Below are 18,627 nucleotides of genomic sequence, written 5' to 3'. Positions count from 1 at the left end.
CCTATGATCGGTTCTTCATCAAAAAGACAGAATCGAGCACCCAATAAATGAGGGCTGAGCAAAAGCTAAACAGATAGACTTTGTAGCTAATGAACACAACCAGTCCATAATCAATCCATAACGCTAACGCAGAGCAAATCACCCACGCCGCAAGAAAATAAACAAGTAAGTCACGGCCTCGAAACCTTCTAGGATGCCTGTGTAAAACAAGCTGAATCGGTGCAGCAAACACTACATAAGCGATCAAAATCAGCAGACTTGTCATCTCCACATAACCAAAGCCTGATTCAGTCGGGATAAATAGCATGGTATATACGAATGTTGCTGTGATGACTGATAAGATCAGCATGCACAAATAGTTGAATACTGGAAGAAAAATACGCATGGCAAAGCTCCTTGAATCCATTTTATATCTCAACATTATTCAAGAATGTGTTATATCTGTCAATCCTTACAAAAAAGCAGACTGACATGAGTCTGCTTTTCTACCCAATCAACGCCATGATCCCTTGATACCCAAAATAAGCGCCGAAACCAAGTAAAGATAAGCCTGCAAGCACGGATAAGCCATGTAAGACACGTTCACTTAAATAGCGCCTAAACGAACTAGCAAGCAGTGCCATGCTGAAATCCCAGATCAACATGCCGATAAAAATAGCCATGCTGTACATCAGCAATTGAGATGCCCCATACTTTTCGATCGTATTGGCCAAAATACTGCCGTAGATACCAAGCCAAAATAAAATACTGAGCGGATTGGAAAGAGAAATAAAAAATCCCGTCATGAACGACTGATTAATTGAAGTGTTTCCCCCATCCTTTTTTGGGCTCTCCTGCAAATTGATTTTACGTAGGCTCTCAATGCCGGTATAGGTCAAAACAAAAAAGCCGAATAGCCACAAAAAGGTTTTCACAAGAGGTGCGGTCAAAAGCTGGGCGACACCAAAATAGATGAGGAGCATATAGACAATATCCGCAGCCATTGCCCCCACACCAAAAATCCACGCGTGCCAAAATCCACTTTTAATCCCTCTGTCGATTTGAGCTGCATTGACTGGCCCAACAGGCGCTGAAAGTGACAACCCTAAAAAGATATAACCAAAAAACACCGCCACATAGACGTCCTCCTTTTGATGCTGACTTGTACATATTATTCAAACGTTCTATGGTTTAGTACAAGTCCTTTGTCATCTTTTCAGGCGGACTCAGGGGAAATAGCGGGTATCGCTTACCGATCCGCTTTCAGTACCGACTGCTGTGGGAGAACGGTTTCTTTTTTCTTCACACGTTTCATTTGAATCGCAGCTGCAAACAGAAGAACAGCTAAGAAGGCGAAAACAAAGACGGCACTTGCTGCTCCTGCCCATTCAAGACTAAAGCCGATCAAGAAGGACAAGCAGGCTCCGCCTAAACTTGCGGCTGCAATAAAGTAGCTTGTGGCCTCGTCGATGGCATTTTCAATCATTAATGCAGATGCAGTCAGTGCGATTGGGAACATACCAGCTGCGCACAGGCCGATGAAAAAGATGAGAAGCAGCTGGGCGGCAATGTGGGTTGTCATGGCAAAAACCACGAGCAGCAGAATCATGAGTGCTGCGCTTAGCTTTAAAAAACGCAGCGGGTGCAGCTGATCTGCTTTTCTCGCAATCACGGTTCTGCCGATGACAATTGCTGTCCAGAAAGTGGAGACTGCAAAGAGACCCCAATTGTCTCCCCCCTTCTCCAGCATGATCGACGGCAAAAAGTTCGCAAAGTTCGTTTCAATCCCTGCGTAGAAAAAGGCAAAGCAAATCATGATCACCACAATGATTCGATTGTTTCGATCAACAAGTAAGGACGGTTTTCTCACCCCATTGGAGGAAGAAGTCATCTGTCCACGAGGCAATTTGTTCATAAAGGCAAGCCAGAGCATCAGGAAGAAAGTCAGTGCACCGACTTGAAATAAAAACACATAGTGCCACGTCTGTTCATTGACAGTCAGTAAAATCACAAGTGGAAACAGCAGCGCTCCTAACCCAAAGAAGACCTCCATGATACTGATTCGCTTCGCACTGTTTGCCATCGAAATCACATACGCTCCGGCTGTTGTCTCAAGACTGCCCGCCCCGCTCCCAAGAAAAAAACCTGCCAGCACAAGTGTTGACCAGCCAGGAACCAAAAGCCCAAGCAGAAGTGATCCGATCATCAGCAAAAGACCCATGGTCAGAACAGCGCCATAGCCTTTTTTCCTCACAAGGATGGGGGATAACAGAACCCCTGTCAAAAAACCAATAAACTGAAAAAAGATTAAAGAAGATAATTCCCCAGGACCCTTATCGTAACTAGACAGTAAATAAGGAGTTAAGCTGCCAAAAAACACATGAATGGTCCCAATAAAAAAATAAAAGACACAGCCAAAATAAAATATTTTTTTCATCTTTTCACTTCCTCTAAAAAGGAGCGGAGTTTTGACATCCTCCGCTCCACCTCTTTAATATGCCCGGGAAGACTCGACAGCCTCTTCCCTCTCGAAGCATGTATTAAGCGCAGCCTGTGCGCGATACCCGTCTACAAAATCAGCAACTTTCATATGAGATGGATATGGATCTGTATTCACCCAGTGCATCAGCTGATCACGGAACGTATCAGACCATCCGTAAAATTCATTTGGCGGATCTGTCAGCAAGGTTTGCGGCATTTGATGACGCTCCACACACAAGCCATCGCTGATCTCATATTCGTTTTGCATGTTCGTATGGTATTTGAATACCTTGTCATGACCAACGACTTCCACACTAAATCCGCATTCCTCAGGCTGCGTGCTTTTGGATGTGACCAAGTGAAAGAACACTTGATTCTCCATCTGACCGAAAATTTCGGTATGATCATCCACCTGTACCTTTTTCTCTTCCTTTTCCTTTACATGCGTCAGCATCTTGGTATTAAGTGATTCTTTCTTCATTTCACTGCCAAATAAGTACCACAGCATATCAATTAAATGAATGCCCAGATCCCCTAATGCACCGCTCGTACGCAGACTCTCACCGCTGTCTCTCCATGAAAATGTCTTTCTTCTGAGGGCACTGTTTTTCTTAAAATGAGTCCTGACAGTCAAAATCCGGCCTAATTCACCATTGGCAATCAAGTTCTTCAAAATATTCACAAAGGATAAGTAACGATAGTTAAAGCCCATACTGGCTTGAACCTGGAACTGTTTGGCTGTCTCCACCATTTCCTCCGCTTCCTTCAGCGACACAGCCATCGGCTTTTCACATAAAATGGGCTGTCCTGCTCTTAGTGCCTGAAGGGCATGGTCTTTGTGACAAAAATTAGGGGAGGCAATGATCAACCCGTCAGATGCATCTGCTAAAGTTTCGATACTTGAATACACACGTCCGCCATACTGTTTAATGAATCCCTGTGCAACTGACTCGTGTAAATCATAGACACCGGATAACTCTGCACCTTTGATCGTTGATAATGCTCTTGCATGTGCTTTTGCAATATTCCCTGCTCCAACAATTCCAATTTTCTTCATGAATGTGCCTCCTCATGTTTATACATCACTGTTTTCAGTGTTTCATAGATTCCTTTTGCATAACCATGATGACAAATTTGATGATGGTGCCGCTTGGCTTCGGCCGTCGCATTTTGGACGAGGAAACCGTGCGTGACGGATTGAAGCATCCGCAAATCGTTCCCACTATCTCCAAAGGCAAAGCCTTGATCTTTCGATAAATCATATTGGTTCAGCATAAAGCGGACAATTTCATCCTTCCCTGTGCCGACTGGTAAAAAATCAACATCATAGCAATCAGCAGGGTCTCCTGCAAGCGGATTGCATTTGTTGATGTTGACCGCCACCCCGCGCTCTTTGGCAAGTGTTTGGATAAATGATAGATGATGAAGATCAGTCCGTTCATCCTGCTCCTGATAATAGAAATTCTTCTTATACCCTGAGCTGCCCAGCTGCGTTTGCGGTCTGAGATGAATTCCCTTTTCACGTATAGTTTCGAGGATGTCTTCAATTTTTTCATCTGAGAAGCCCTGCGCATCCAGCCGCTTCATCCACTCCGCATCTGGCTGTCCAAAATGAGCATCGGATGTATACACAATCTCAGTCCCTAAATTCGACGCAATGAAATGCGGGAATTGATGAAAACTGCCTGTTTCCATTTTACTTGTCACAGAATCGAGGCTGCTTCCCGTGACCCAGCCAAGCATGAGCTGTCCTGCTTCACTCTTTTCTGCCACAAAGGCTTCCAGCCGCTTTACATCCTCTCTCAGCTCATCGGTCATTCCGTGAGAATAATAGGTTTCATCAAAGTCACAGAAGACGATCCACTTCGGATTTTTCGGCTGATTCAGCAGCTTTTTATTGAATGGAAGACTTGATAACATGATGAACCCCCTCGATGACCTTCTCCTGATCTTGCAGCGGCATGCCTGGATACAGCGGCAAGTGAAGTAATTCCTGTGCTGCTTTTTCCGTTTGTGGAAGTGTCGTTTGTTTATACTTTTGAGAAACAAGATTTGTTTGATGCTGATGCGATAGAATCGGGTAATAAACATCTGTTTCTATGCCCATTTTCAGCAATTTCGTTGCAAGCTTATCTCGTTCTCCCTTCAGCACTCTGATCGGGAACAGATGCCAGACATGATCATCCGTCAGCTTCGGAAGCTTCAAGTATCCTTCATCCTCAAGCGTTTGCAGCTGGTCAATGTATCGCTTTGCTAAGTAAAAGCGTTTAAAGTTTTGTAATCCTAAATACTTCATGCGTTCGAGTCCGATCGCTGCCTGCAAATTATCAATTTTCGAATTAAAGCCGTAGTCACTGCGTTTGACATTTTTCTTTCCTACTTCAAAGCCGTGATAGCTGATCTCCATGCATTTTTCTGCTAAGGCTTCATCATTTGTCGCAATGGCTCCTGCCTTGCCGCAGACACCAAGATTTTTGTATGGATTAAAGCTGAGAACAAGCCCATCTCCATATGCTCCAAGGTCGGTGCTGCCGATCGCCTGACAGCCATCTTCAATGATTTTCAGCCCATGCTTTTTCGCAATCGCCGAAATGGCCTTCATATCCGCTTGTTTTCCATATAAATGAACCGGAAGAATGCATGCCGTTTGATCTGTGATATGCTTCTCTATTTCACTTGGTGCCAAGCAGTAAGTATCTGGATCAATATCGGCATAGACTGGAACAGCCCCAATCGCAAGCACTGCATTTTCTGTTGCAGCAAAGCTATTCGCTGGCAAAATGACCTCATCTCCTGGAGTGACGCCTGCTGATATAAGGCTGATCATTAGGGCATCTGTTCCACTTGACGTGGCAATGACATATTTCTTCCCTAAGTACTCAGCGAGCTGCTTTTCAAACGCCGGGATATATGGCCCTGAAGTAAAACGGCCAGAACTCAATACTTCTTTCAACACCTGCATAATGTCATCGATTTCATCCTCTGAAATCAGTTTATCAACTGGCAGAAACGGTATCTTTTTTTCCTTATTTTGTTTATAATGGAAGAGAATTTTTTCCAATCCTGTGTGCCCTATATCTTGCTCGAGGAACGTCACCAGCTTTTCATTTGCTAGGTGCTTCTCAACTGAATCAGACTTTACTTGAACACCTTGATTGATCATATCCAGCAAAGGAAGATAATCCTTGCTTTTACCTGATATCTTCGTCAATATTTGCATTCCATTCCCTCCAATTAATCAATTCCATTTGTTAATATTTAACTTGTTTCACATTGTAAATGATGTTATCGATTTCAGAACAATAACTTTGTGTAAAGGATTTGTTAATATGTGTACAATTTATGAAATTGCCAAACGCTGCGGGGTTTCAACCACCACCGTTTCCAGAGTGCTGAATCATCATCCATATGTGTCAGAGGAAAAGCGCCAGCTCATTTTACAGGTGATGAAAGAAATGGAATATACACCGAGTTCAGCGGCTCGCACCCTTCGTTCACATCAGACAAAAACCATTGCTGTATCTGTCCCGGCTGTGGACCATCCTTTTTTTGCACAATTCATTAAAGGAATTTCAAAAGAAGCACTGGATCAAGGCTATAAAGCCATCGTGCTTCAGACGTTTTATCAGGAATCATTAGAGCTTGAAGGGCTTCAATTATTAAAAAGAAGAGAAGTAGATGGGGTCATATTAGGGGCATTAGAAAATCCGTGGGAAAAGATCGAGCCATTTTTAACGAACGGCCCTATTGTCATGGCGAATGAATATCATCAAACAGCAGACATCCCGATTATTGGATACGACGAGCGGGAAGCTGCCTATAAAGCAGTTGACTACTTGATTCAGTCGGGGCGGAAATCGATCGGGTTTTGCTTTGATACAGAAAGCAGTGAAGCACAGAAACAAAGGAAACAGGGCTATCTCGATGCTCTTTCTGCACACGGCTTGCCGCTGCATGACGATTGGCTGTTCGGCGAGGCCTTCACCATTGAAGACGGTTTTCGCTTAATGGATGTCATCCATGACATGAAGAATGCACCTGATGCCATTTTCACCGGTAATGACCAAGTCGCAGCAGGGCTCATTAAACAGGCCATTTCATATGGTTATCAAATTCCTAAGGATCTAGCGGTGATTGGCTATGACAATCAAGACATTTGCGAGGTGACGGCTCCAACAATCACCACAATCGACATCCCGATCGTAGAGCTTGGCCAGCGGTCTGTGCAGCAAATAATCGAGATCCTGCAAGACCAAAAACCATTACAGCGTGAACATATCCAGCTGCCTACCCGGCTTGTAACAAGGGAATCGACATAAACAAAAAAAGACTGAGAGCTGTCCAGTCTTTTTTTAAACCTATATAAATTGAGCAAGAATGAATGTCCATACACACACTATGCCGAGCAGGATGAAGCTGTACTTCACAGTCTTTTGGAAGAGCTCAGATTCTTTACCTGTTTCTCCAACTGCTGCTGTAGCAATGGCGATAGATTGTGGAGAAATTAATTTCGCCATGACCCCGCCTGTTGTATTTGCTCCGATTAACAAACCTGCTTGTGAGCCGATTTGAGAAGCAGTGACCGCTTGAAGGTTACCGAATAAGGCGTTGTTACTCACGACAGATCCTGTAATAAACACCCCGATCCAGCCAAGCACTGGGCTGACAAGCGGGAACAAATCGCCTGTTTTGGCAAGTGCAAGCCCAATGGCTGAACTTAGTCCAGCGAAGTTCGCCAAGTTGGCAAAGCCCATGACAAAACAAATGGTGAGAACTGGTACCCAAAGCTCTTTCACTGATGCTTTTAAGCAGGCAGCGCCTTCTGTTAATGTAATATGTCTGCTAAACAAACCTGTCAGCATCACCGCAATCAGAATGGCAGTACCCGTTGCACTGATCACATCAATTTTAAAGATCGCATCAATAGGTGTTGCTGTTTGTGCAATTGGTGGTAATTTCACAATTTGCTGATGCAAAAATGGCATTTTCACTAAAATGGTTGTCCAGTTGAGCGGGCCTCCTACAGCAAACAATGCTTTAAATGCTGGCAGACTCCATACCGTAATCACGGCAGTTAAAATATAGAACGGAGACCATGCTTTCAGCACTTCAACGCCGCGATACGTTTGTTTCTGTTCAATGGCTGGTGCTCCTTCTTCACGATAAATATGTTTCGGCTGCCATTTTCGAAGAAATAAAGCCAAAATCCCCATACTTGCTAAAGCTGAAATAATATTGGCAAGCTCAGGACCCATTGTCACCATTGTGACAGCTTGCAAAATGGCATAGCTTCCACTCACAACAAGCAAGGCAGGGAGCGTTTCTTTAATCCCTTTCAATCCGTCCACAATGAGAATGAGTAGGAACGGAATACAGAATGAAATAAATGGAATCGTAAACACAAGGGTTTGAGATAATGCAAGCGGCGTCATATTGCCCATTTGCGCCCCTGTAATGACTGGGATACCCACAGCACCAAATGCGCCAGACGCAGCATTGGCAATTAAGCAGAGCATCGCAGCTTTCAGCGGTTTAAACCCAAGCTCTGTTAAGAGAGCGGCACTAATCGCAATCGGTACACCAAACCCAGCGGCTCCCTCTAAAAATGCGTTAAAACTAAAACCAATTAATAAGAGCTGAAGACGTTGATCTTGAGAGATTCCTGCAATACTAGAACGAATAACATCGAATTTACCAGATTTCACAGCAATTTTATAGAGCCACACCGCCATGATGACGATATATCCAATCGGCCACAGCCCATTAGATATACCGAGCAGCACAGCAGATAATGCTTTTTCAATTGGCATATGAAAGAAGAAAACTGCTGTTACAAAGCTGACGATTAAGGTAAAACAAGCGGCTAAAACACCTTTTAACTTAAATACGGTTAATGCAAGTAGGAAAAACAAAATTGGAAGCATTGCTACCAATGCACTCACGAACTCATTGCCAAACGGATTATATATTTGCTGCCACATAGTGATTCATCCTTTTCTGCTCAGATAGGTTGCTTTTGATTAAAAATGAGGAGCCAAAATCTTTTTTAACACATTCACACTGTGCGCGAATTGTTCTTTTTCTGTATCATTCAGTGCAAGCTCTATCACTTCTGTTGCGCCATTTCGATTCACAAGTGCAGGTACACCAATGTAGACATCTTCTGCTCCGTACTCTCCATCTAAGTAAGTGCTGACAGTCAAAATACTGTTTTCATTGTGCAGAATCGCTCTTGTTATGCGGGCCAAACTCATCGCTACGCCGTAGTAAGTAGCGCCTTTTTTCTCAATGATTTGATAAGCGGCATGACGGACATTTTCCATCATCTCATCTAAATCTTCTTGTTTGTATTGATCATTTTTCTTCATTAATTCTGTAATCGGTACACTTCCGATATTCGCATGACTCCAAACAGCAAGCTCTGTATCGCCATGCTCTCCAATGATGTACGCATGCACATTGTGTGCCGCTGCGTCAAAGTACTCACTAAGCATGTATCTAAACCTTGCAGTATCAAGTGTAGTTCCGCTGCCGATCACTCGTTCTTTTGGCAGTCCACTGAATTTCCAAGTCGCATATGTTAAAATATCAACAGGGTTTGTGGCGACTAAGAATATACCATCGAATCCACTTTTCATCACATTGTCTACAATGCCTTTAAATATATTTAAGTTTTTTTCAACAAGGTCAAGTCTCGTTTCACCTGGCTTTTGGTTCGCTCCAGCACAGATACACACAATGTCCGCATCCTTACAATCCTCATAATCTCCATACCATGTGTTCACCGGATGCGGAGCAAATGCTTTCCCGTGGTTTAAATCCATGACGTCACCCATTGCTTTATCTTGATTCAAATCGATGACAACCAATTCATCTGTGATCACTTGATTTATTAATGTAAAGGCATAACTGCTACCTACAAAACCTGCTCCAATAAGTGCTACTTTGTTTACTTTTTCGTTTGTCATTTAACTCATCCTCCTGAGTAAAACTAGGTTGCTTTTCATATGTGAAGTATTTCACATACTTATTGTGCAATATTTCACAAACTTTTGCAAGGGGGTTTCTGAAAAAAAATATGTAGCGAATTTGTGAACACACTTATTGTGCTTTCAAAGAGCTGTATCCATGCATATTTCCACAAGAAAAAAGCTGCCAAACCATTGTCAGCAGCTTTATACATGTTAATAAGGTCCCCAATTGATCATCACGCCGATACAAATAAAGACAAGGCCAATGACAAACCAAATGAGCGCAAGCGGCACCATAAAACGAAGCCACTTCACATAAGGAATACCACTTGCAGCAAGCACAGCCATGAGCACACCTGAAGTCGGATTGATACAGTTAACCACCCCTTCGCCAAGCATCACCGCTTCTACTGCGACCTGTCTTGTGATGCCCATTAAATCAGCCAGCGGCGCAAGAATCGGAATAAAGACAACCGCTTCTCCTGATCCTGATGAAATCAAAAAGTGAAGAAGTGCACTCGCAATATACATCCCGATCGCACCAGCAATTGGACTAAATCCTGTCAGCATACTCGCCAAGCCATTAACCACGGTATCAAGCAGCTTACCATTTTCCAAAATGACAGAAATACAGCGTGCCATTCCAACAATGAGTGCGCCGTAAACAAGGCTTTGACAGCCGACAATAAACGTTTTCGCAATATCATTGGCTGCTAATCCGCCAAGCAATCCAGCAGCAATCGCCATGAAAATGAAGACTCCTGCCATTTCCTTATCGGTCCAGCCAAGCTGAAGCGCGCCATATAAGAAGCCCCCAAGAGACAATCCACACACTGCTAAAATCAGCTTATGCCTGCCCGTAAATGCAGGCTTGTCCACAGATTCTGCATCAGATCCGCCAAGCCCCTTCGCAGGAAACCATTGATCACCAAGAAGACTTCCCTTTTCTTTATTCTTTAGGCGTCTTGTATATAAATAGATGTACACAATACTAGATATAAGAAAACAAAGATAAATAATGACACGCAGGCCAATGCCAGAAAAAATCGGCAGCTCTGCAATCGTCTGAGATAACCCCAGTGGAGATGGAGACAATATGGTTGCGTTAAACCCGGCATAACAGCCGATGTAAATGACCGCCGCTCCTGCCACAGCATCCCATTTCAAGGATCTTGCCACAATGATCCCGATTGGAATAAATCCTATAACAGAGTTCACGACAATTCCGGTCGTTCCAAGCACTGAAAATAATCCTCCAACAATACAAATAAACAATAATTGCTTTGTTTGAAACCTGCTGATGACATGGTGAATCATTCCGTTAATGGCACCTGTTTTCTCCAAAATGGCTATGGTTCCACCAGTAAATAGAATGAGAAAAATAATAGAAGAAGACCCTACCATCCCTTCCTGAATGGCTGTAAAAAAGCCCACTGGACTTACGGGTGATTGATCAATGCGGTGATAGCTGCCAGGAACAGCTGTTGTAATTTCCCCTGACGTTTTTCGGTCAAATTCACCTGCTGGCACAAAATACGTTGCAACGGTACAAATGAGCGCAATGATAAATAAGAGAACATAAGCATCTGGCATTTGAAGTTTTCTTTTTTGTTTCTCTGGTGGTAATACTGCTGCTGTTTTCATGTGTCAAAACCCCTTTGTCCCGATCAGAATTTAACTTAATTTTCTGAATAATCAAATGATGTGTTATATTATAAACACTGATGATATTTAAGATCAATATTATTTCACTAAAAGAATATTTTGACAGATTTTCTGTCAGCAAGGAGGCTATTCATGACAACTTTGACAAACGACATGCAGCAAACGGTGAAAGACATTTTTGATCACCTGCACGCCCACCCTGAAATCAGCTGGGAAGAAACCAATACGACGGCTTATCTTGAGGACTTATTAAAGAAAATGGGCTGTCAGACTCGAACATTTGACGACTGTACAGGAGTAATCGGTGAAATTGGAGAAGGTGCACCAGTGGTCGCTGTGAGAGCCGATATTGATGCACTTTGGCAGGAAGTAGATGGTGAGTTTCAAGCCAATCATTCATGTGGTCACGATGCACACATGACAATGGCTCTCGGCACCTTCATGGCATTAAAAGAAAAGGAACTCCCAAACGGCACCATCCGGTTCATTTTTCAGCCTGCTGAGGAAAAAGGCGGCGGTGCGCTGAAAATGATTGAAAAAGATGTGCTAGCAGACGTTGATTACTTATACGGAGTGCATGTGCGCCCAATTCAAGAAACATTAAACGGACGCTGCGCACCTGCGATCTTGCATGGATCGAGTAATCATTACATTGGCACAATTATTGGTGAGGAAGCCCACGGTGCACGCCCGCACCTAGGGGTCAACGTCATTGAAGTGGCTTCTACCCTCGTGCAAAGACTCGCGCATATTCATGTCGACCCAAGAGTTGCACATTCTGTGAAAATGACCAACCTGCATGCTGGCGGAGGCAGTTCAAACATCATCCCTGGCAAAGCTTCTTTTACATTAGATGTCAGAGCACAAACAAATGAAGTGATGGATGAACTAGAAAAAGAAATTGAAAGAGCCGTACATGCTGTAGCGGATGCCTTTGGTGCTTCCATTACCCTTTCAACAGATCATCGTCTGCCTGCCGCCACCTTAAATGAGGAAGCCGTTCAGATGATGTCTCAAGCCATTGAAAAGGTTTTAGGCAAAGAGCAGCTCGATCCTCCGCTTGTAACGACAGGTGGAGAGGATTTTCACTTTTATGCAGCAAAGCTTCCGCATATCAAATCGACGATGCTTGGTTTAGGCTGTGATCTAAAGCCCGGTCTACATCATCCATATATGACATTCGACCGCTCTGCTATTTTTACCGGCATTGAGATTTTGACTGAAGCTGTTTATCAAACCCTTCAGCAGCATTCATCATAAAATCAAAAAACCACCCGTTTTTTCTTTAAACGGGTGGTCTGATTGTATTACGCATTCAAATCTGTCATTGCTGGGACGTTGATTTCTTTTACACAGGATACCCTTGATAAATGAATCACACATCTCGCAAGTTCTACTATATCCTGTACAGGAATTCTCGTTTCATCATATAGAGCGATGGCTTTTTCGGCACCATCTTCATATGGTACCTCCGCTGCCAGCTCTCCTGGATTGATACAGGTGACAGATATTTTATCTTTTCTCACATGCTCTCTTAGTGCATTCACAATTCCGCGCAGGCCAAATTTAGATGCGACAAAAGAAACTTGCGGTAGGTTTGTATGATCGAGTCCCGCCGTTGAACCAATCACGATGATTTTTCCATTCTCCGATTTTCTTACGTGCGGAAGCAGTGCTTGGATGTAAGTAATCGTAGACGTGACATTCACATTGATTAAATGAGCGATATCCTCTGGCTGATCGTGATCAAATGAATAATCATCTTCAAAGCCTCGTTTTTCCCATAAGCCGACGTTATAGATGAGGACATCAATGGTTTTGTCCCCCAATGCTTCGATCATGTATGGGATATGAGATTGGCTTGATAAATCAATTTTCAGCCAAATTCTATGTACACCGTCATCTAATTTCAAACTGCTCGGTTCACTTCGAGACACAATCCAAACTGTATCTCCGCTTGTCGGAAGACCTTTAACAAACGCATCCCCTAATCCTTGACTTGCACCGAATATGATATAGTTTTTACTCATAGCTCCTCCTTCTACGTCTCATGAGCTTTCAGTCAGACAGTAGCTCATCTGTAAGCGTTTTATACCTCTATCATATAGGTTCTAAGATTTGGCTGCCTCTTTTATGCCTGTCTTTACTTTCAGTTACTTGATTTCCTTTAATTCCACTGGTAATGTGCGTTCCTCTATAAAGCATTGAACCATATCCATAAACAGTTCTTTCTTTTCAAACGTAAATGTATGTCCAATAGCGGGAACGACGACACCTGCTGCCTGCGGATGTGAATTCGTTATTTTCTTTGCTGACCGTTTCATGATGCCTTTTTCCTTTTCCCCCACTGTGACAAGAATTCGTGCCTTCGCTTGTTGAAACGTGTCTGGGAGCTTGTAATGGAGATTTTCTTGAAACATCGTCAGAAGGGTTTTCTTCTGCAAATTCTTCGAATCCGCCACATAGTGATTGAGTACATCGTTTGGAAGCCCCATTTTTTCAGCTTGGAGCTCGATAAACCAATCTTTCTTTAATAATGGATACGTAAGAGGTAAAAGAGGTCTCACCATCAAGTAAAGCCATGGCAGTGGCATTACAAGAGCGCTATTGATGACGGCTATGTCTACGATGTCAGGCTCTTTTGATAACACCTCAACGGCAACCTGTGCACCTAGAGAGAAGCCAACGAGTATTACTTTATGTCCGTGCGCATGCTGCTTGATCCATGAGATGACTTCAAGAGCACTTTCTCGCATGGAAAAGGACTGTTCATCTGCTCTAGTCCCGTGACCAATGAGGTCAGGCGTATAGCATTCATACGCTTCCTTGAATGTTTTTATCTGCTCCTGCCACATCCAGCTACTTACTCCTCCACCATGCAGGAAAATCATGATTGGCTTAACCATCATCGACAACTCGTCCACCTTCCTTATATATAAGAAAAAAGCAGCCGCTTTTTGAGCAGACTGCTTTTTCATATGCTCCCTTCTATTATAAGGGAATCTCATCATAATTAGCTATTTTTTCAAATCCTCAATCGAGTTGATGTTCTTCATATATGTCGGAACAACTAGACCCATGCGAAGACCTTTCATACTTGTGCCTAGATCATCATATTTCCCTTTAAACTTCGCTGCATACGTTTTATGCGTATTTGGCAGCCAAGCAGATAACGAGGCATCCGCACTTCCAGTTGCAATTGCTGTCCACATTGGACCTGCTTCCACCTGAGTCAAGGCCACTTTAAATCCGAGCTCACGCAGTACTTCTGCAGCAACATTGGTACTTGCAATCTCACTATCCCACGCAACGTAGGCAAGATTGACTTTGTCACCATTCGACTTTTTCACGCCTTTTGTCCATTTCGCTACTTGGTCTTTATGTTTCTTCACATATTTAACGGCGGCATCCTTTGGATTGATACCATCTTGGATATCTATCATGACTTCGCCCATGTCATCTTGAGACCATTTAAACTGGCCAAGCATTTTGGCTGCATCCGGCTGATCCTTTGCAAACCCTTTACGTGAAATCGTATGAATCTCTTCCGCTTCACCGTAAGATTTCTTTGGATCCTCTAAATATTTTAAATCATAGCGAGAAAACATCCAGTGTGGATTCCAGCCAGTGATGATGATTGGCTTTTTACGGTCGTAAGATTTTTTGAGCGTTGCAGTCATAGCTGCACTTGATGCAGACACAACCGTCCAATCCTCTAAGCCGTAATCCTTTTTCGCTTGATCAGTTAGCGCCATAATCCCTGAACCGGGATCAATGCCGATAATGGTTTTATTCACCTGCTGTGCTGCACTCGCATTAGAATCTGGCTTTGCACCACAAGCGGCTAGTAAAAAGACAAGCAGGGCGGTCATCCCAATGTAGAGAGACTTTTTCCACATTAAGCATTCCCCCTGGTTTTTTTCGTTTTAATGTTTTGTGTAATACGGTCAAGTGTAATTGCCACAATGACAATGGCAATACCTGCTTCAAATCCAATTCCTGTTTTCAGCTGCGTTACCGCACTATATACTTCTGAACCAAGTCCTGGTGCACCTACCATTGCCGCAATGACGACCATTGATAGAGCAAGCATGATACTTTGGTTAATACCAGCTAGGATAGTTTTTGTTGCAAGTGGAAGTTGAACTTTGAACAAACGCTGGAATGTCGTTGAACCAAATGCTTCTGTTGCTTCAATTAAATCAGCTGGTACTTGTTTAATACCGAGAATCGTCATACGAATCGTTGGCGGCATAGAGAAAATAACCGATGCCACAACTCCAGGCACAACGCCAATGTTAAAGAAGAAGATTGCTGGTAATAGATAAACGAATGCAGGCATTGTCTGCATTAAATCTAAGATAGGTGTCACAATTTTACGCACAGTTTCCTTCTGTGATGCCCAAATACCGATCGGAACCCCGATTACGATGGAAATGACCACAGCTGTTAAAACGAGCGCAAGTGTTTGAAGCATTGGATGCCAGTAGCCTAAATAGTCAATCAGCAAGAATCCAATAAGTGTGAAAAGAGCAATTCCTCTTGTACTGATCCACCAAGCAATGCCGGCAAAAATAAGGGTTAAAATAATGGATGGAATCACACCAAGTACTGCCACAATTCCATTTACTGTACCTGCTAATCCATTTGTGATCCCATCAAAGAAACCACCAAACGTTAATGTTAACCAGTCAACAAATCGATCGATATAATCCGCGAACGGAATTCTAGGTAAATCACTCATACTAAACATCTTATTCTACCTCCTGTGCAGAAGGCTCTTGTGTTTTAATTTCCTCAAGCTTGTTAGAAGACATGTTGATATACTCATCATTACCTGATAACGCACCAATTAATGCACCTCTGACCACAATACCCTTCATTCTGTTTTTCTCATCGACAACGGCAATTGGAATGTTTGCCGCATCAGACACCGCATCAAAGATTTCTGTCAAATACGTCGATTCCAATACTGTCGTGAATTCTTTATCAAGAACAGTTTCAAGCGATGCTCCCATTTCTGCCGCCTTTTTCGCTGCTTGTGCAGAAATAACACCTAATAAATGCTTTTTCTTATCGACTGCATAGATTGACGAAATTCCAAGGTTTTTCATGAGCGTAAGTGCAACACGAGCCCCTTTGTCGATCTGAACTGTTTCTGCACGTTTCATAATATGACCAGCGGTTAATACTTTAGAAAGGTCGACATCTTCAACGAAACGTTCAACATATTCATTCGATGGGTTCATCAAAATTTCTTCTGGTGTTCCGATTTGGACGATATTCCCGTCCTTCATGAGCACAATGCGGTCGCCAATCCGAAGCGCCTCATCTAAATCATGGGTAATGAAAATGATCGTTTTTCCTACAGATGTGTGAAGCTCAAGCAATTCATCCTGCATGTCTTTACGAATTAATGGATCGAGTGCGCTGAATGCTTCATCCATTAATAAGATGTCAGGGTCATTTGCTAATGCACGTGCCAATCCAACACGCTGCTGCATCCCACCACTTAATTGGTTTGGATATTGCTCTTCAAAGCCTTCAAGTCCAACAAGCTTTAAAGATTCAAGCGCTTTTGAGTGGCGCTCTTCTTTGTCTACACCTTGTAATTCAAGACCATACTCTGTGTTCTCAAGAATGGTGCGGTGCGGGAACAATGCGAAGTTTTGGAAGACCATGCTGATCTTTTTCCGTCTGACTTCACGCAATTGATCCTTTGACATATTTGTTATCATATCCCCATCAATATATATTTCGCCGGAGGTTGGTTCGATTAACCTGTTTAGCAGCCGCACAAGTGTGGACTTTCCGCTCCCTGATAGCCCCATGATGACAAATATCTCGCCGTCATACACATCAAAATTTGCTCGATTGACACCAACTGTTGCGCCGGTCTCTTTTAGGATCTCTCTTTTTGTTTTCCCTTTTTCAAGCATTTGAGTTGCTTTTTTAGCATTTTTACCGAAAATTTTAGATACATTATTTATCTTGATTTTGATATTTCTCTCTTCAGAATTCATATTTTCCCTCCAAATTAGCATCTTTATAACCGTAACATAAGCGTTATGATGCGAACAATCTTTAGAATTCGCTTATTTCTGCACAATATGTATGAATTCCCTATAAGAGGTCTGGTGATTAGAGTTTATACGCCGTATTACTCGTAAATCCTATAGAATGCTTCATAAACAACATAATTTACGGGGTATTTCCTCTCATCAGACAATATTTTACTGGAAATTCCTAATTGTGCTGAAAAATAACTCAAATCCTCACCATAGCGAACTTTTTCAAACATGGGTGAACCATTCCTCTGAACAGGATTTACCCGAAAATGGTCACATAGAAACCTTTTTCATTCAAATTTTAATTAAAATATTAAAAAACTGCCTGCAACTTTAGTTACAGACAGCTTATTTTTTTAGGACTCTAGGGCAGCTCGCTTAATATTATCTTGTAATTCAAGCATACGCTTTGTTCCATCTTCGCGTAATCGTTTGTTTTCTTCTTCGATCTGTTTCGTCTCTTTCATCCCTTGTACAATCGTATTAAAGGAGGATTCGATCGTTTCAATGTCGATACTTGGACGTCCAGACAATTTGGCAATCTCCACACTTTGGCTTGAGATGTTTTCAGCATTTCGTTTCAGCATTTCATTTGTTCTTCTATCCAACTCACTCATTGAATCAGCCACAAGCTTTTGTCTTTTCGCTGTCACAGCTTGAATGATGCCATTTTTAAAGATCGGAATCGTGATAATGAACGCTGAGTTGATTTTACCGATTAGTTTCGTATTCCCACGCTGCAGCAAACGAATTTGCGGTGCTGTTTGAAGAGCCACCATCCGTGCCATATCAAGGTCATATACACGCTCTTCCAACGCTTGAATGCCGTTACGAAGTGTATCGAGCTCCATTTGTGCGAGCTGGTTTCCACTAGCTGCTTTTTCTTCATAAGAAGGAACCAATTGCTTTAATTCCTCGATTTTCATTTGACCTGCAACGACATACTTTTCAAGCTCCATATAGTATTGAATGTTATGCTCATACATTTCTTCAAGCGTCACAGTCGATTTGGTCATTTCGTCTTTATATTTACTGATTTCCACATTAATTTTTTCAATCTCTGCACCGAGCGTTTGATATTTACTGAAAATCTTTTCAATCATGCTGCCGCCGCGTTTAAAGATTTTTGACAGTAAACCACCCTTTGGCTCGTCAAAATCATTTTTATCAAAACGATCCATAATTTTTCCAAGCTGCGTCAGCATCGTTCCTGAGTCAGTGACACTAGTTGAACGCATCATCGAAAGAATACGATCAGAAAACTTAGAGATTTCAACGGCCGGCTGTTTTCCGTATTCAAGCAGATCCAGCTGATTTTTCGCATCGATCTGTCTTGCAATATTTTGCACTTCTGGTTCATTTCGAAGCTGAACGCGAATATCGTCTGCCTTCTCAATGGAGATTTCCTCTTTATCAATTGAAATGATGTCATTTCCGTTTGTATTTGTCATAAGCTTTGATCT

Annotated in this window: 17 protein-coding genes; 2 read left to right on the top strand and 15 right to left on the bottom strand. The window is 42.6% G+C overall.

Going from position 1 to position 18,627, the window contains the following annotated elements; all coding sequences use genetic code 11:
- Window position 1 precedes the first annotated feature (1 nt).
- From MHI11_RS01815 to MHI11_RS01790, 6 genes are all read right to left on the bottom strand, one after another.
- A complete protein-coding gene (locus MHI11_RS01815; protein WP_003216904.1) occupies window positions 2–385 on the bottom strand; it encodes a UPF0715 family protein in 384 nt (127 codons plus the stop codon).
- Between the two features lie 100 nt (window positions 386–485).
- Entirely contained in the window at window positions 486–1,115 is a 630-nt protein-coding gene (locus tag MHI11_RS01810; RefSeq protein ID WP_044139262.1) for a LysE family translocator, read from the bottom strand.
- A 113-nt stretch (window positions 1,116–1,228) separates the two neighbouring features.
- Window positions 1,229–2,416 (bottom strand): MFS transporter, encoded by a 1,188-nt coding sequence (locus MHI11_RS01805; protein ID WP_340908723.1) that lies wholly within the window; start codon window positions 2,414–2,416, stop codon window positions 1,229–1,231.
- Window positions 2,417–2,470: 54 nt separating this feature from the next.
- Window positions 2,471–3,517 (bottom strand): Gfo/Idh/MocA family protein, encoded by a 1,047-nt coding sequence (locus tag MHI11_RS01800; protein ID WP_044139260.1) that lies wholly within the window; start codon window positions 3,515–3,517, stop codon window positions 2,471–2,473.
- Window positions 3,514–4,380, bottom strand: a complete 867-nt coding sequence (locus MHI11_RS01795; RefSeq protein ID WP_044139259.1) for an HAD-IIB family hydrolase — start codon at window positions 4,378–4,380, stop codon at window positions 3,514–3,516. The genes MHI11_RS01800 and MHI11_RS01795 overlap by 4 nt, the downstream gene beginning before the upstream one ends.
- Window positions 4,355–5,680: a DegT/DnrJ/EryC1/StrS family aminotransferase gene (locus tag MHI11_RS01790; protein ID WP_065098748.1), complete on the bottom strand. Its 1,326-nt coding sequence runs from the start codon at window positions 5,678–5,680 to the stop codon at window positions 4,355–4,357. Before MHI11_RS01790 ends, MHI11_RS01795 begins: the two co-directional genes overlap by 26 nt.
- Before the next feature lie 109 nt (window positions 5,681–5,789).
- Between MHI11_RS01790 and MHI11_RS01785 the strand changes: the two genes are divergently transcribed.
- Window positions 5,790–6,779: a LacI family DNA-binding transcriptional regulator gene (locus MHI11_RS01785; RefSeq protein WP_003217004.1), complete on the top strand. Its 990-nt coding sequence runs from the start codon at window positions 5,790–5,792 to the stop codon at window positions 6,777–6,779.
- Between the two features lie 39 nt (window positions 6,780–6,818).
- On the opposite strand, the gene MHI11_RS01780 is transcribed toward MHI11_RS01785, so the two are convergent.
- From MHI11_RS01780 to MHI11_RS01770, 3 genes are all read right to left on the bottom strand, one after another.
- On the bottom strand, window positions 6,819–8,441 hold the full coding sequence (locus tag MHI11_RS01780) for an L-lactate permease (RefSeq protein ID WP_340960273.1): 1,623 nt from the start codon (window positions 8,439–8,441) through the stop codon (window positions 6,819–6,821).
- A gap of 39 nt (window positions 8,442–8,480) precedes the next feature.
- The gene (locus tag MHI11_RS01775; protein ID WP_106066532.1) at window positions 8,481–9,428 is read right to left on the bottom strand and encodes an L-lactate dehydrogenase; all 948 of its coding nucleotides are present in this window, start codon (window positions 9,426–9,428) and stop codon (window positions 8,481–8,483) included.
- A 216-nt stretch (window positions 9,429–9,644) separates the two neighbouring features.
- The gene (locus MHI11_RS01770) at window positions 9,645–11,075 is read right to left on the bottom strand and encodes a YfcC family protein (protein ID WP_113386686.1); all 1,431 of its coding nucleotides are present in this window, start codon (window positions 11,073–11,075) and stop codon (window positions 9,645–9,647) included.
- Between the two features lie 153 nt (window positions 11,076–11,228).
- Here MHI11_RS01770 and MHI11_RS01765 point away from each other — a divergent pair, with 153 nt between their 5' ends.
- Entirely contained in the window at window positions 11,229–12,356 is a 1,128-nt protein-coding gene (locus MHI11_RS01765; protein ID WP_044139253.1) for a M20 peptidase aminoacylase family protein, read from the top strand.
- A gap of 47 nt (window positions 12,357–12,403) precedes the next feature.
- On the opposite strand, the gene MHI11_RS01760 is transcribed toward MHI11_RS01765, so the two are convergent.
- The 6 genes from MHI11_RS01760 to MHI11_RS01735 form a co-directional block, all read right to left on the bottom strand.
- The gene (locus MHI11_RS01760) at window positions 12,404–13,126 is read right to left on the bottom strand and encodes an SDR family oxidoreductase (RefSeq protein ID WP_044139252.1); all 723 of its coding nucleotides are present in this window, start codon (window positions 13,124–13,126) and stop codon (window positions 12,404–12,406) included.
- Between the two features lie 123 nt (window positions 13,127–13,249).
- The gene (locus tag MHI11_RS01755; RefSeq protein WP_044139251.1) at window positions 13,250–14,074 is read right to left on the bottom strand and encodes an alpha/beta fold hydrolase; all 825 of its coding nucleotides are present in this window, start codon (window positions 14,072–14,074) and stop codon (window positions 13,250–13,252) included.
- A gap of 39 nt (window positions 14,075–14,113) precedes the next feature.
- The gene (locus MHI11_RS01750; RefSeq protein ID WP_340960272.1) at window positions 14,114–14,995 is read right to left on the bottom strand and encodes a glycine betaine ABC transporter substrate-binding protein; all 882 of its coding nucleotides are present in this window, start codon (window positions 14,993–14,995) and stop codon (window positions 14,114–14,116) included.
- Window positions 14,995–15,840, bottom strand: a complete 846-nt coding sequence (opuAB, locus tag MHI11_RS01745) for a glycine/proline betaine ABC transporter permease subunit OpuAB (protein WP_044139281.1) — start codon at window positions 15,838–15,840, stop codon at window positions 14,995–14,997. Before opuAB ends, MHI11_RS01750 begins: the two co-directional genes overlap by 1 nt.
- Before the next feature lie 10 nt (window positions 15,841–15,850).
- Window positions 15,851–17,119, bottom strand: coding sequence for a glycine/proline betaine ABC transporter ATP-binding protein OpuAA (opuAA, locus tag MHI11_RS01740; protein ID WP_044139249.1), 1,269 nt, complete (start codon window positions 17,117–17,119; stop codon window positions 15,851–15,853).
- 401 nt (window positions 17,120–17,520) lie between these two features.
- Complete coding sequence (locus tag MHI11_RS01735) at window positions 17,521–18,615, bottom strand: toxic anion resistance protein (RefSeq protein ID WP_044139248.1); 1,095 nt, start codon at window positions 18,613–18,615, stop codon at window positions 17,521–17,523.
- Window positions 18,616–18,627: the final 12 nt, after the last annotated feature.

This window comes from Bacillus sp. FSL K6-3312 (assembly GCF_038007485.1).
GTDB classification, from domain to species: Bacteria; Bacillota; Bacilli; order Bacillales; family Bacillaceae; genus Bacillus; species Bacillus pumilus.
This window is presented reverse-complemented; position numbering and strand designations above follow the sequence as displayed.

Bases quoted from the DNA above. Each gene is read 5' to 3' on its own strand.
- MHI11_RS01795 (WP_044139259.1), bottom strand. From the start codon at position 4,380: ATGTTATCAAGTCTTCCATTCAATAAAAAGCTGCTGAATCAGCCGAAA.
- MHI11_RS01790 (WP_065098748.1), bottom strand. From the start codon at position 5,680: ATGCAAATATTGACGAAGATATCAGGTAAAAGCAAGGATTATCTTCCT.
- MHI11_RS01760 (WP_044139252.1), bottom strand. From the start codon at position 13,126: ATGAGTAAAAACTATATCATATTCGGTGCAAGTCAAGGATTAGGGGAT.
- MHI11_RS01785 (WP_003217004.1), top strand. From the start codon at position 5,790: ATGTGTACAATTTATGAAATTGCCAAACGCTGCGGGGTTTCAACCACC.
- MHI11_RS01805 (WP_340908723.1), bottom strand. From the start codon at position 2,416: ATGAAAAAAATATTTTATTTTGGCTGTGTCTTTTATTTTTTTATTGGG.
- MHI11_RS01815 (WP_003216904.1), bottom strand. From the start codon at position 385: ATGCGTATTTTTCTTCCAGTATTCAACTATTTGTGCATGCTGATCTTA.
- MHI11_RS01800 (WP_044139260.1), bottom strand. From the start codon at position 3,517: ATGAAGAAAATTGGAATTGTTGGAGCAGGGAATATTGCAAAAGCACAT.
- MHI11_RS01780 (WP_340960273.1), bottom strand. From the start codon at position 8,441: ATGTGGCAGCAAATATATAATCCGTTTGGCAATGAGTTCGTGAGTGCA.
- MHI11_RS01775 (WP_106066532.1), bottom strand. From the start codon at position 9,428: ATGACAAACGAAAAAGTAAACAAAGTAGCACTTATTGGAGCAGGTTTT.
- MHI11_RS01735 (WP_044139248.1), bottom strand. From the start codon at position 18,615: ATGACAAATACAAACGGAAATGACATCATTTCAATTGATAAAGAGGAA.
- opuAA (WP_044139249.1), bottom strand. From the start codon at position 17,119: ATGAATTCTGAAGAGAGAAATATCAAAATCAAGATAAATAATGTATCT.
- MHI11_RS01770 (WP_113386686.1), bottom strand. From the start codon at position 11,075: ATGAAAACAGCAGCAGTATTACCACCAGAGAAACAAAAAAGAAAACTT.
- MHI11_RS01765 (WP_044139253.1), top strand. From the start codon at position 11,229: ATGACAACTTTGACAAACGACATGCAGCAAACGGTGAAAGACATTTTT.
- MHI11_RS01750 (WP_340960272.1), bottom strand. From the start codon at position 14,995: ATGTGGAAAAAGTCTCTCTACATTGGGATGACCGCCCTGCTTGTCTTT.
- MHI11_RS01755 (WP_044139251.1), bottom strand. From the start codon at position 14,074: ATGAAAAAGCAGTCTGCTCAAAAAGCGGCTGCTTTTTTCTTATATATA.
- opuAB (WP_044139281.1), bottom strand. From the start codon at position 15,840: ATGAGTGATTTACCTAGAATTCCGTTCGCGGATTATATCGATCGATTT.